This window comes from Enterobacter sichuanensis (assembly GCF_009036245.1).
GTDB classification, from domain to species: domain Bacteria; phylum Pseudomonadota; class Gammaproteobacteria; order Enterobacterales; family Enterobacteriaceae; genus Enterobacter; species Enterobacter sichuanensis.
In genome coordinates this window covers 1,743,445-1,756,247 of sequence record NZ_CP027986.1, presented here as the reverse complement: position 1 = coordinate 1,756,247, position 12,803 = coordinate 1,743,445, and the positions used below count along the sequence as shown (strand labels likewise).

At 57.5% G+C, this 12,803-nt stretch carries 8 protein-coding genes; 2 read left to right on the top strand and 6 right to left on the bottom strand.

The window, feature by feature from the left end:
* Nucleotides 1-237 precede the first annotated feature (237 nt).
* From phoH to efeU, 4 genes are all read right to left on the bottom strand, one after another.
* Nucleotides 238-1,026 (bottom strand): phosphate starvation-inducible protein PhoH, encoded by a 789-nt coding sequence (phoH, locus tag C1N69_RS08295; RefSeq protein ID WP_024908976.1) that lies wholly within the window; start codon nucleotides 1,024-1,026, stop codon nucleotides 238-240.
* 500 nt (nucleotides 1,027-1,526) lie between these two features.
* Nucleotides 1,527-2,810, bottom strand: coding sequence for an iron uptake transporter deferrochelatase/peroxidase subunit (gene efeB / locus C1N69_RS08290; RefSeq protein WP_155030986.1), 1,284 nt, complete (start codon nucleotides 2,808-2,810; stop codon nucleotides 1,527-1,529).
* A 5-nt stretch (nucleotides 2,811-2,815) separates the two neighbouring features.
* Complete coding sequence (efeO, locus tag C1N69_RS08285; protein WP_155030985.1) at nucleotides 2,816-3,943, bottom strand: iron uptake system protein EfeO; 1,128 nt, start codon at nucleotides 3,941-3,943, stop codon at nucleotides 2,816-2,818.
* A 40-nt stretch (nucleotides 3,944-3,983) separates the two neighbouring features.
* A complete protein-coding gene (gene efeU, locus C1N69_RS08280) occupies nucleotides 3,984-4,817 on the bottom strand; it encodes an iron uptake transporter permease EfeU (RefSeq protein WP_155030984.1) in 834 nt (277 codons plus the stop codon).
* Between the two features lie 251 nt (nucleotides 4,818-5,068).
* Here efeU and C1N69_RS08270 point away from each other — a divergent pair, with 251 nt between their 5' ends.
* Nucleotides 5,069-6,253 (top strand): NupC/NupG family nucleoside CNT transporter, encoded by a 1,185-nt coding sequence (locus C1N69_RS08270; protein WP_047958246.1) that lies wholly within the window; start codon nucleotides 5,069-5,071, stop codon nucleotides 6,251-6,253.
* Between the two features lie 71 nt (nucleotides 6,254-6,324).
* Here C1N69_RS08270 and C1N69_RS08265 read toward each other — a convergent pair whose 3' ends face one another.
* Together C1N69_RS08265 and putP are read right to left on the bottom strand one after the other, a co-directional pair.
* The gene (locus C1N69_RS08265) at nucleotides 6,325-6,744 is read right to left on the bottom strand and encodes a DUF3574 domain-containing protein (protein ID WP_025755870.1); all 420 of its coding nucleotides are present in this window, start codon (nucleotides 6,742-6,744) and stop codon (nucleotides 6,325-6,327) included.
* A gap of 114 nt (nucleotides 6,745-6,858) precedes the next feature.
* Nucleotides 6,859-8,367, bottom strand: a complete 1,509-nt coding sequence (gene putP, locus C1N69_RS08260; RefSeq protein ID WP_155030983.1) for a sodium/proline symporter PutP — start codon at nucleotides 8,365-8,367, stop codon at nucleotides 6,859-6,861.
* A 423-nt stretch (nucleotides 8,368-8,790) separates the two neighbouring features.
* Here putP and putA point away from each other — a divergent pair, with 423 nt between their 5' ends.
* Entirely contained in the window at nucleotides 8,791-12,753 is a 3,963-nt protein-coding gene (gene putA, locus C1N69_RS08255; RefSeq protein ID WP_155030982.1) for a trifunctional transcriptional regulator/proline dehydrogenase/L-glutamate gamma-semialdehyde dehydrogenase, read from the top strand.
* Nucleotides 12,754-12,803: the final 50 nt, after the last annotated feature.

Below are 12,803 nucleotides of genomic sequence, written 5' to 3'. Positions count from 1 at the left end.
CTGGGGGGATGAGAATCCCCGACCGGGGTTCGACAACTGGCGACAGCCAGTTGGACAGACTGGGAGCGCAGCGAACAGGCTGCCCGCAGGGCGAGCGCAGCGAGTCAATCCCCCCCGGAGCCAGATGCAGCTCGGTGCGGTCTGAGCCCCTCACCCTGGCCCTCTCCCCAAGGGAGAGGGAATTAAATGCACAAAAAACAAAGCCCGGTTTCCCGGGCCTTGAACACAACAGCAAACTCAGTAATAGGCTTGCAGCGTCCGCTGACAGAGCGCCGAGCGCACGCAATCCTCTTTGGTAAAGCGTACCACCCCAATCATCTCATCTTCCTCAAAACGTGACATGGCGTCGCTCAGTCCGGATTTCACGCCGGACGGCAGGTCGCACTGGGTAATATCGCCGTTAACGATAACCGTCACGTTCTCCCCGAGGCGCGTTAAAAACATCTTCATTTGCGCAGCGGTCACGTTCTGAGCCTCGTCAAGAATGACGACCGCATTTTCAAATGTACGTCCGCGCATATAGGCGAACGGCGCGATTTCCACCTTGCCAATCTCTGGTCGCAGGCAGTACTGCATAAAGGATGCGCCCAGACGTTTCACCAGCACGTCATAGACGGGCCTGAAGTACGGGGCAAACTTCTCCGAAATATCTCCGGGTAAGAATCCGAGATCTTCATCAGCCTGCAGTACCGGACGGGTCACAATGATTCTTTCCACGTCCTTATGGATCAGCGCTTCCGCCGCTTTGGCCGCACTGATCCAGGTTTTCCCGCATCCGGCTTCACCGGTTGCAAAGATGAGCTGTTTACTCTCGATAGCATTCAGGTAGTGCGCCTGAGCCTCATTGCGCGCCACAATTGGAGAATTATCACGGCTGTCACGGGCCATGCCAATTGCTTCTACGCCACTCATCTGCACAAGCGAGGTGACCGATTCTTCTTCACGCTGTTTATGGCTACGTGAATCCCGTCTCAGCACACGTTTTGCTTCGCGACGAGCTTTGATCACTGCTTTTTGTCTTCCCATGGATAGCACCTTGAGTTGTTGGTATTCATCACACGCGCCAGCTTCGGCACGATTATGCGCACGAACATCAGAGGGTTGGCTTCCTTGTAAGCCATTGCTTGCTTTATCGGATGACGATACGGAACAGCTACGCGCACCGTTCTGCACGTCGGTCGAATCAGATTCTTGAGGGATGGGGGAGAATTTAGTGGTGAGGAAATCGCTGCCGGAGTCTGAGCCTCCGCGCCGGGTGCTGCGGTTGTTATGTTTACCTTGTCCAGTACAGGACGCAACCATTCGCGATCTCCATAGTGATTCAGCATCACTGCCGGGAACTACCGCTGTCTTATCTTAAGTACATCAGGAGTTATCATAAATGCAACATTTATTTTACCTGAATGCAACTTTTAGGACTGTCCCTACAGTGGAAATCAGTCTCATACAGAAATATTACAGAAATATAACAGCAGGATAGTCATATGAAAAAATAATGTCCCCGCGAACGGTTGCGGGGACAATTATCAGGCTTCAATAAGACCCTGAGCGAGATACGCGTTGCTGTCGCGCACGCCTGGCAGAGCAAAGAAATAGCCGCCGCCGATAGGTTTAATGTACTCTTCCAGCGCTTCGCCGTTTAAGCGCTTCTGTACCGTCAGGAACCCCTTCTCGAGATCGTGCTGGTAGCAGACGAACAGCAGCCCCATATCGAGCTGACCGGAATTGGTCACGCCGAGCGAGTAGCTGTATCCCCGGCGCATCATCAGGCTCGACTGCGTCTCTTTGGTGCGCGGGTTGGCCAGACGAATATGGCTGTCGAGCGCAATCACATCGCCATTCGGATCGCTGGCGTAATCGGGCACGTCATGCTCATTCTTCATGCCGAGCGGCGCCCCGCTTTGCTTATCACGACCAAAGATCGTCTGCTGCTCTTTGAGCGGTGTGCGGTCCCAGAACTCAACGTGGAACTGAATAATTCGCACCGCCTGGTAACTTCCGCCGACCGCCCATGCCGGCTCGCCCTGATCGGCAGTAACCCACACCACCTCTTTCATCAGCGCACCATTTTGGCTGTCCGGGTTAGCCGTACCGTCCTTAAAGCCCAGCAGGTTGACAGGCGTCTCCTTGCCTTTGCTGCGGGCGGCATGGTCTGAGATAAACCCTTCCCGCTTCCAGCGCACGCTGAGCAGATCCGGCGTGTGCTTGATGATGTCGCGCAGGGCGTGGATCACCGTGTCCTGCGTATTGGCGCAGATCTGCAGGAGCAGATCGCCGTGGCAGAGGGCGGCATCGAGCGAGTCATTAGGGAAACGCGTCATTTTTTGCAGCGCTTTCGGCTTCTGTTTTGCCAGCCCGTAGCGCGCATCAAACAGCGATTCCCCGAGCGAAACGGTAATGGTCAGGTTATCCGGGGCGATAAACGGCCCCAGAATACCGGAGTCCATGGGCGGCAGCCGCGGGTTCGGCGTGTCGGGAGCCGGTCCCCCCGCCGTGAGAAACGCGATGCGCGTGGTCAGCAGGCGGAACAGACGCTCCAGGTCAGCTTTATCGCTGGCCAGCGAATCAAAGGCCACCAGCATCATGGAAGCCTGCTGTGGAGTCAGAATGCCAGCCTGATGCTCGCCATAAAATGGCTGCGTCTCCATGCGGGCATTGGGTGACAGCGTGCCGGGCGCGCTTTGCGGTTTCGCCGCATGCGCCACCGGACACCCGCCCGCCAGGGCAAAGGCGCCACCCAGCGCCCCGACCCCTTTTAACAACCGACGACGGGAAGGCTCAGCCACGTCGTTCTCGTTATGCTTATTCATGGTGCTTAGTCCAGACCCAGTACGCCGCGCAGCAGGGAGAGATCTTCCGCCAGGGCGGTAATCGGGCCTTTCAGCGCGTTACGGTCGGCATCGGTCAGCTTGTCGTAGGTTTCAAAGCCGTCTTTGGTACGGTACTTCGCCAGAATGGTGTCGACCTTTTTGAAGTTGGCGTCCACTTTCGCCAGCAGTTCGCCGTTCTCTTTCTGCAGCTGAGGACGCAGCAGGTTAACAATTTTCTGCGCGCCGTCGACGTTAGCCTGGAAGTCCCACAGATCGGTATGGCTGTAGCGGTCCTCTTCACCGCTGATTTTGCTCGCGGCCACTTCTTCAATCAGACCGGCCGCACCGCCCACCACTTTTGACGGCGGGAAGGCCAGCTCGCTGATGCGCTTTTGCAGCTCCAGCACGTCGCTGTTCAGCTGGTCGGCATACTTCTCCATCCCTTTGGTGGTGTTATCGCCGAACAGGGCTTTCTCAAGACGGTGGAAACCGGTGAATTTTGGATCGGCGGCTTTCTGCTCGAAATCATCTTCGCGGGCATCAATGCTGCCATCCAGATCGGAGAACAGCTCGGCAATCGGTTCGATACGCTCGTAGTGCTGACGGGTCGGCGCATAGAGGGATTTCGCTTTTTCGATGTCACCGGCTTTTACCGCATCGGTAAAGGCTTTGGTTGCTGCCGCCAGGTCCGCCGTCTCTTTTGTGACATACGCTTTATACGCGGTAATGGCCTCACCAAGGCTCAGCACCGCAGCGCCTTTCGCCGCATCGGCCGTTGCTTCACCTTTGACGATGAGCTTTCCTTTCGGGTTGGTCAGCAGGCCGCAGGTCATGTCATATTCGCCCGGCTGCAGGTTAGCGGTCATCTTCTGGCTGAAGCCAGGGGCGATGTTTTCGCGCTCTTCCACCACCAGAACCCCTTTCAGGATCTCCCACTCCAGCGCTTTCTGGCTGTGGTTCTGAATAATGAACTGGGTTTTGCCGCTGTTCACCGTGAGCGTCATCGGCTCACACTGTTTGTCATTGACGGTCACTTTAACCTGAGGAACATCCGCGCCCCAGGCGGAGAATGCAGAAGCGAACAGCGCGGCAATGCCTGCGCATAACGCACTACGACGGAACTGAATTGCCATGACTCTTCCCTTTAAAAGTATGTTGTAACTAAAACTAAAATTATGGCGTAACGCGCGACGCCTGCGTGCCGGTGCGCGGCGGCAGAGCAAACAGCACCAGCGCCGGAACCAGATAAATAAAGTACATCGCCACTTCACTGACGCTCGGCGTTTCCTGGTAACCGAAGATACCTTCGAGCAGGGTGCCGGTTAGCGAGTGCGTGGAGAGAATGTTGCTAAGGTCAAACGCCACGTCCTGGAAATGGTTCCACAGGCCTGCTTCATGGAAGGCGCGAATTGCCCCCGCCGCCAGCCCCGCCGCCACCAGCAGAATAAACAGGCTGGTCCACTTGAAGAAGGCGCCCAGGTTAAGGCGAATACCGCCCCAGTAGAGCAGGAAACCGAGCACCACGGCGGTGGCAAGGCCCAGCAAGGCGCCTACCGGTGGCCAGATCCCCACATCCTGCTGGAATGCCGCCAGCAGGAAGAAAACCGACTCCAGCCCTTCACGCGCGACGGCGAAAAAGACCATCATGATCAGCGCCCAGCCGTGGTTATTGCCCTTTTGCAGCGCGTTATCCACCGCCTGTTCCAACTGCACCTTCACGTTACGCGAGACTTTACGCATCCAGAACACCATCCAGGTGAGGATCACCACCGCAATCACAGCGACGATACCTTCAAACAGCTCCTGCTCTTTCTGCGGGAACTCCCCGGTGGTTTCGTTGATAAGGATACCCAGACCCAGACAGAGCGCCGCGGCAAGGAATACCCCGACCCACATCACGCCAATCCAGCGCCCACGCTGGGTTCGCTTCAGATAACTGGCGATGAGGCTAACGATGAGGGCAGCTTCGAGCCCTTCACGTAACATAATGAGAAATGGAACAAACATGCCGACACCTTAAATGTTTATCGCGGTCAACTGATGCAAAGAAAGGTAAATTCTTGTGATAGTGATTATCATTACCGCGAAAAGAAACACAAGCGAAATGTACGCTGTTTTGATGACGAGTTGTAAACGCAAAGCCTGATAATAATGACGTACGTAACGTTCAGGTTTATAAGTTATAACGAAAATGCCCATTTACGCTGATTCAGGGCTGTGGCTAAATATCCGCCTCGCAACCTAACTGAAAATAAACCATGTTTAAAATTGTCCATTTCCTGCTGGCGCTGGTCATTATTCTTGCGCTGGCCTGGCTTACAAGTTTTGACCGCCGAAAAATTCGCCTTCGTTTTGTTTTACAGCTGATTGTTATTGAAATTGCGCTGGCGTTCTTTTTCCTGCATGCCGAAAGCGGGTTATTCCTGATTAAATACGTCTCCGGATTTTTTGAGTCACTGCTCAAATTTGCCGGCGAAGGCACCAATTTCGTCTTTGGCGGAATGGGGGAAAAAGGGCTGGCGTTCATTTTCCTCGGCGTGCTTTGCCCGATTATTTTTATTTCCGCGCTGATTGGTATTCTTCAGCACTGGCGCATTCTGCCGATTTTTATTCGGGTGATTGGCACGCTGCTGTCCAAACTGAACGGTATGGGCAAGCTGGAATCCTTTAACGCGGTGAGTTCGCTGATCCTCGGTCAGTCTGAAAACTTCATTGCCTACAAAGGCGTGCTGGGCGATCTCTCTTCTCGTCGTCTGTTCACCATGGCGGCCACGGCCATGTCGACGGTCTCCCTGTCGATTGTCGGCGCCTATATGACCATGCTCGATGCCAAATATGTCGTCGCGGCACTGATTCTCAACATGTTCAGCACCTTTATTATTCTCTCGGTCATCAACCCGGCGCGCCCGGAAGCGGAGCCGGAGGTTAAGCTCGAAAAACTGCATGAATCCCAGAGTTTCTTCGAGATGCTCGGCGAATATATTCTGGCCGGTTTTAAAGTGGCGATGATTATTCTGGCTATGCTGATCGGCTTTATCGCCCTTATTAGCGCCGTTAACGCCCTCTTCTCCAGCGTATTTGGCATGAGCTTCCAGCAGATCCTGGGATATGTATTTTATCCCCTGGCGTGGCTGGTGGGGATTCCGCTCAGTGACGCCTTAAACGCGGGCAGTATTATGGCAACCAAACTGGTGGCGAATGAATTTGTGGCGATGATTGAGCTGCAAAAAATCGCGCATCAGATGTCCCCGCGCGGGCTGGGGATTTTATCCGTCTTCCTGGTGTCGTTTGCGAACTTTGCCTCCATCGGCATCGTGGCGGGCGCGATCAAGGGCCTGAACGAGCAGCAGGGGAACGTGGTGTCGCGTTTCGGTCTGCGTCTGGTCTACGGCGCGACGCTGGTGAGTTTGCTGTCGGCGAGCTTTGCGGGGTTGGTGTTGTAATTTTCTTGCCGGGTGACGCGCAGCGATCCCGGCCTACGGTACAACAACGGCGGGTAATCCCGCCGTTTTCATTAAAACTGCACGCACACCGGCTGGTCAACACGCATCACCGACTCCTGCGCAAAGCGGGACTTATATATCCCACGTAACGCTTCGATGTTCTTCTCGCTCTGCGCATCGTTACCGTGGATCAGCATCAGCGCCTTGCTCGGTTCACGCGCCACTTTCCCGTCGTTCCCCAGCCACTGCCCCCGCGCGTCAAACACCGTTAAGCCATCGCGAAAACGCGGCGTCACGTCCTGGTCGACAAACTGCTGCCATTCATTGCTGGTGATCTGCGCCCCGGCCGGGCGATTCAGTCCGAAATAGAGCGTGGTTTGCTGCATCTGGTTATCCGCTTTGCAGGTTTCAACCGTAGCGTGCTGCGACGGTACGGTGCAGCCTGCCAGCAGCAATAATGCCCCTGCCATTAACCCTGTTTTGATTGTCATGTGTCGCTATCCTCATTGTTATAAGCACAGCGATATCAACGTAAATTGCAGAATTTAGCAAGAGAGGTTTATCCCCTCTCCCCTTTGGGGAGAGGGTTAAGGTGAGGGGGAGGATTATTCAGGCTGCAGCTTAGACGGCGGTGCAGAGTGGTAGTGCGCGTCTGCTTCGGCAAAACGTTTCTGCATGGAGGCAGACGGTGCTTTACCCAGCAGGCTGAAGACCACGATGCCGATACTGCCGAAGATGAAGCCTGGAATGATTTCGTACAGCCCCAGCCATGCGAACTGTTTCCAGACGATAACGGTGACCGCACCGATAATCATCCCCGCCAGCGCGCCGTTACGGGTCATGCGTGACCACATAACGGAGAACAGCACCACCGGACCAAACGCCGCACCGAAGCCTGCCCACGCGTAGCTCACGAGGCCCAGCACGCGGTTTTCCGGGTTGGCCGCCAGCGCAATCGCCACCAGCGCCACCAGCAGCACCATAAAGCGCCCAACCCACACCAGCTCTTTCTGGCTCGCGCCCTTACGCAGGAAGGCTTTGTAGAGGTCTTCGGTGATCGCACTGGAGCAGACCAGCAGCTGACAGCTCAGGGTGGACATCACCGCCGCGAGAATGGCGGAGAGCAGAATACCGGCAATCCACGGGTTAAACAGAATCTGCGCCAGCTCGATAAACACGCGCTCGGCGTTCTGGTTCACCGCGCCCGCCTGCGCCGGGTTATTGCTGAAATACGCGATACCGAAGAAGCCTACCGCACACGCCCCGGCCAGGCAGAGGATCATCCACGTCATACTGATACGACGGGCATGGACGATGGTGTGGTGAGAGTCCGCGGCCATAAAGCGCGCCAGAATGTGTGGCTGGCCGAAGTAGCCCAGACCCCAGCCCATCAGCGACACGATGGCCACAAAGTTCAGCCCTTTGAGCATATCGACGTTTTCAATGCTCTTCTGCTTGATCACTTCCAGCGAATCGCCTAAGCCGCCGACGGTGAAAATCACAATCACCGGGGTCAGGATCAGGGCGAAGATCATCAGGCTCGCCTGCACGGTGTCGGTCCAGCTAACTGCGAGGAAGCCGCCCACGAAGGTGTACAGGATAGTGGCGGCAGCACCGGCCCACAGGGCGGTTTCGTAGCTCATGCCGAAGGTGCTTTCGAACAGGCGCGCACCGGCCACAATGCCGGAGGCACAATAGATGGTAAAGAACAGCAGAATAACGACAGCAGAGATAATGCGCAGGATGCGGCTGTTATCTTCAAAGCGTCCGGTGAAGTAATCCGGCAGCGTCAGGGCGTTATTGTTCGCTTCGGTATGCACGCGCAGACGGCCTGCCACCAGCTTCCAGTTGATCCATGCGCCTACGGTCAGACCGATGGCGATCCAGCTTTCGGAGATACCGGAGATGAAAATCGCCCCCGGCAGCCCCATCAGCAGCCAGCCGCTCATATCCGATGCGCCCGCCGAGAGTGCGGTCACCATCGGGCCTAAACTGCGTCCGCCCAGAATGTAGTCGTCAAAGTTTTTCGTTGAACGCCATGCCAAAAACCCTATCAGGATCATGCCAAAAATATAAACGAGAAATGTCACCAGCATCGGTGTGCTAATTGCCATTCAAATTCTCCAAAAGTGTCGAGCGACAACCATCCAGGTTGCCTTGTTATAAGATCACCGGAACGAGGTGATGGTATCTTGTGTTTCGGTTGGGCGCGCTATCCTGCCGTATGCGCCTCCCGCTGACAAACGATTTAACACTGCATTTACATCAATTTCATCCCCGGTTTGATACGAGTTTCCTATAGGTTGCACTCGCTCACGCTTTTACGGGTTGCACCTTTGAAAAGTGTTAACTCCCGCATAAAACCAGGCTTCCCGTCACGGGTCCGGTGCGTTTTTTCAGCTAACCATTCGTTAACATTCCATTCATTTTCTGGGTTGCAGACCAGGTCACATTTAACACGGTTGCACAAAGTTGCAACATGGTGGATATTTCACGCTAACGACCAAACACGATGAAAGAACAACAGGAGCTTTGGCATGGGTATGACCACCATGGGGGTTAAGCTGGATGACGCTACCCGCGAACGGATTAAGACCGCAGCAACCCGCATTGACCGCACGCCGCACTGGTTAATTAAGCAGGCGATTTTTAACTACCTCGAAAGACTTGAGAGCGACGAGGGCTTGCCAGAACTGCCTGCCCTGCTCGCCGGTGCCGCCAATGAAAGCGAGGAAGCACCGGTCACTGGCGACGAAACTCACCAGCCGTTCCTCGATTTCGCCGAGCAGATCCTGCCGCAGTCCGTCAGCCGCGCCGCCATTACCGCCGCATACCGTCGCGCCGAAACCGACGCGGTACCGATGCTGCTGGAGCAGGCCCGTCTGCCGGAGGAGATTGCCGCCCGGGCGCACAGTCTGGCGTATCAGCTGGCGGACAAACTGCGTAACCAGAAGACCGCCACCGGCCGCGCCGGGATGGTACAGGGTCTGCTGCAGGAGTTCTCCCTCTCTTCACAGGAAGGTGTGGCGCTGATGTGTCTGGCGGAAGCGCTGCTGCGTATTCCGGATAAAGCCACCCGCGACGCGCTGATCCGCGACAAGATCAGCAACGGTAACTGGCATTCGCACATTGGCCGCAGCCCGTCGCTGTTCGTTAACGCCGCGACCTGGGGCCTGCTGTTTACCGGTAAACTGGTCTCGACCCATAACGAAGCCAACCTCTCCCGCTCCCTGAACCGCATTATCGGTAAGAGCGGCGAGCCGCTGATCCGCAAAGGCGTGGACATGGCGATGCGCCTGATGGGCGAGCAGTTTGTGACCGGGGAGACCATTGCCGAAGCGCTGGCGAATGCCCGCAAACTGGAAGATAAAGGTTTCCGTTACTCCTATGACATGCTGGGCGAAGCCGCCCTGACCGCCGCCGACGCGCAGGCCTACATGGTTTCGTATCAGCAGGCAATCCACGCCATCGGCAAGGCCTCTAACGGCCGCGGTATTTATGAAGGCCCGGGCATCTCAATTAAGCTCTCCGCCCTGCACCCGCGTTACAGCCGCGCGCAGTACGACCGGGTAATGGAAGAGCTCTATCCGCGCCTGAAGTCCCTGACCCTGCTGGCGCGCCAGTATGATATCGGGATCAACATCGACGCCGAAGAGGCCGACCGTCTGGAGATCTCCCTCGATCTGCTGGAAAAACTCTGCTTCGAGCCGGAGCTGGCGGGCTGGAACGGCATTGGTTTCGTTATCCAGGCCTACCAGAAGCGCTGCCCGTTCGTCATTGATTACCTGATTGACCTCGCCAGCCGCAGCCGTCGCCGCCTGATGATCCGTCTGGTGAAAGGCGCCTACTGGGACAGCGAAATCAAACGCGCCCAGATGGAAGGGCTGGAAGGCTATCCGGTGTATACCCGCAAGGTTTACACCGACGTCTCTTACCTCGCCTGTGCGAAAAAGCTGCTTGGCGTACCGAACCTGATCTATCCGCAGTTCGCCACCCACAACGCCCACACCCTGGCGGCGATTTACAGCCTGGCCGGGCAGAACTACTATCCGGGCCAGTACGAGTTCCAGTGCCTGCACGGCATGGGTGAACCGCTGTACGAACAGGTGACCGGGAAAGTGGCGGACGGCAAACTCAACCGCCCATGCCGTATTTACGCCCCGGTGGGCACCCACGAAACCCTGCTGGCGTACCTGGTGCGTCGTCTGCTGGAAAACGGTGCGAACACCTCCTTCGTTAACCGCATCGCCGACACCACGCTGCCGCTGGACGAGCTGGTGGCCGATCCGGTACTGGCCGTTGAGAAGATGGCGGCTCAGGAAGGTCAGATTGGCCTGCCGCATCCGAAGATTGCCCTGCCGCGCGAGCTGTACGGCAAAGGCCGCGTTAACTCGGCGGGTCTGGATCTCGCCAACGAACACCGACTGGCCTCCCTCTCCTCTGCCCTGCTCAACAGCGCGCTGCAGAAATGGCAGGCCAAACCGATGCTGGAGCAGCCGGTTGTTGACGGTGAAATGCAGCCGGTGATCAACCCGGCGGAGCCAAAAGATATCGTCGGCTACGTGCGTGAAGCCACCGACGCGGAAGTGGAGCAGGCGCTGCAGAGCGCGGTGAACAACGCCCCTATCTGGTTCGCCACCCCGCCGCAGGAGCGCGCCGCCATTCTGGAACGTGCGGCGGTGCTGATGGAAGATCAGATGCAACAGCTTATCGGCATTCTGGTGCGCGAAGCGGGGAAAACCTTCAGCAACGCCATTGCCGAAGTGCGCGAGGCGGTCGACTTCCTGCATTATTACGCAGGCCAGGTGCGCGATGATTTCGATAACGAAACCCACCGTCCGCTGGGCCCGGTCGTCTGTATCAGCCCGTGGAACTTCCCGCTGGCGATCTTCACCGGCCAGATTGCCGCCGCTCTGGCCGCAGGCAACAGCGTGCTGGCCAAACCGGCAGAGCAAACCCCGCTGATTGCCGCGCAGGGTATCAACATCCTGCTGGAAGCCGGCGTGCCGGCGGGCGTGGTTCAGCTGCTGCCAGGACGTGGTGAAACGGTAGGCGCCAGACTGACAGCCGATAACCGCGTGCGCGGCGTGATGTTCACCGGCTCAACCGAAGTGGCCTCCCTGCTGCAGCGCAATATTGCCACCCGTCTGGATGCGCAGGGTCGTCCGACTCCGCTCATCGCCGAAACCGGCGGGATGAACGCCATGATCGTCGACTCCTCCGCGCTCACCGAGCAGGTGGTGGTTGACGTGCTGGCCTCCGCCTTTGACAGCGCCGGTCAGCGCTGCTCCGCCCTGCGCGTGCTGTGCCTGCAGGATGACGTGGCCGACCACACGCTGAAGATGCTGCGCGGCGCGATGGCCGAATGCCGCATGGGCAACCCGGGCCGTCTCACCACCGACATCGGGCCGGTGATCGACGCGGAAGCGAAAGCCAATATCGAAAACCATATTCAGGCGATGCGCGCGAAAGGCCGTCCGGTGTTCCAGGCCGTGCGTGAAACCAGTGAAGATGCCCGCGAATGGCGTACCGGCACCTTTGTGCCGCCAACGCTGATTGAGCTCGCAAGCTTCGACGAGCTGAAAAAAGAGGTCTTCGGTCCGGTACTGCACGTGGTGCGCTACAACCGCAATAACCTCAACGCGCTGATTGAGCAGATCAACGCCTCCGGCTATGGCCTGACGCTCGGGGTGCATACCCGTATCGACGAGACTATCGCGCAGGTCACCGGTAACGCCAAAGTGGGTAACCTGTACGTTAACCGCAACATGGTCGGCGCGGTCGTGGGTGTGCAGCCGTTCGGCGGCGAAGGCCTCTCCGGCACCGGTCCGAAAGCGGGCGGCCCGCTCTACCTGTACCGTCTGCTGGCGAACCGTCCGGAGAACGCGCTGGGCGTAACGCTGGCGCGTCAGGACGCGGACTATCCGGTAGACGCGCAGCTGAAAACCGTGCTGACGCAGCCGCTGGAAGCCCTCATCACATGGGCGGAAAAACGTCCTGAACTGCGTGCCCTCGCACAGCAGTATGGTGAGCTGGCGCAGGCCGGTACGCAGCGTCTGCTGCCAGGGCCAACCGGCGAGCGCAACACCTGGACGCTGATGCCTCGCGAGCGCGTGCTGTGCGTGGCGGATAACGAGCAGGACGCGCTGGTGCAGTTGGCCGCAGCTATGGCAACCGGTTGTGAAGTGTTGTGGCCGGAAGATGCGCTGCACCGCGACCTGGCAAAACAGCTGCCGAAAGCGGTCTCGGCGCGCATTCACTTCGCTAAAGCCGATGCGCTGCTGACGCAGCCGTTTGACGCGGTGATCTATCACGGTGATTCGGACCAGCTGCGCGAACTGTGCGAGCAGGTGGCGGCCCGCAGCGGGGCGATTGTTTCGGTGCAGGGCTTCGCGCGCGGGGAAACCAACCTGCTGCTGGAGCGTCTGTACGTGGAACGTTCACTCAGCGTCAATACCGCGGCGGCAGGCGGTAACGCCAGCCTGATGACAATCGGCTAACGCTGTGCTAATAAGGCTCCGGAGACGGAGCCTTATTTAATTGGGGAGTG

Bases quoted from the DNA above. Each gene is read 5' to 3' on its own strand.
- efeB (WP_155030986.1), bottom strand. From the start codon at position 2,810: ATGAATAAGCATAACGAGAACGACGTGGCTGAGCCTTCCCGTCGTCGG.
- phoH (WP_024908976.1), bottom strand. From the start codon at position 1,026: ATGGGAAGACAAAAAGCAGTGATCAAAGCTCGTCGCGAAGCAAAACGT.
- putP (WP_155030983.1), bottom strand. From the start codon at position 8,367: ATGGCAATTAGCACACCGATGCTGGTGACATTTCTCGTTTATATTTTT.
- efeU (WP_155030984.1), bottom strand. From the start codon at position 4,817: ATGTTTGTTCCATTTCTCATTATGTTACGTGAAGGGCTCGAAGCTGCC.
- C1N69_RS08265 (WP_025755870.1), bottom strand. From the start codon at position 6,744: ATGACAATCAAAACAGGGTTAATGGCAGGGGCATTATTGCTGCTGGCA.
- C1N69_RS08270 (WP_047958246.1), top strand. From the start codon at position 5,069: ATGTTTAAAATTGTCCATTTCCTGCTGGCGCTGGTCATTATTCTTGCG.
- putA (WP_155030982.1), top strand. From the start codon at position 8,791: ATGGGTATGACCACCATGGGGGTTAAGCTGGATGACGCTACCCGCGAA.
- efeO (WP_155030985.1), bottom strand. From the start codon at position 3,943: ATGGCAATTCAGTTCCGTCGTAGTGCGTTATGCGCAGGCATTGCCGCG.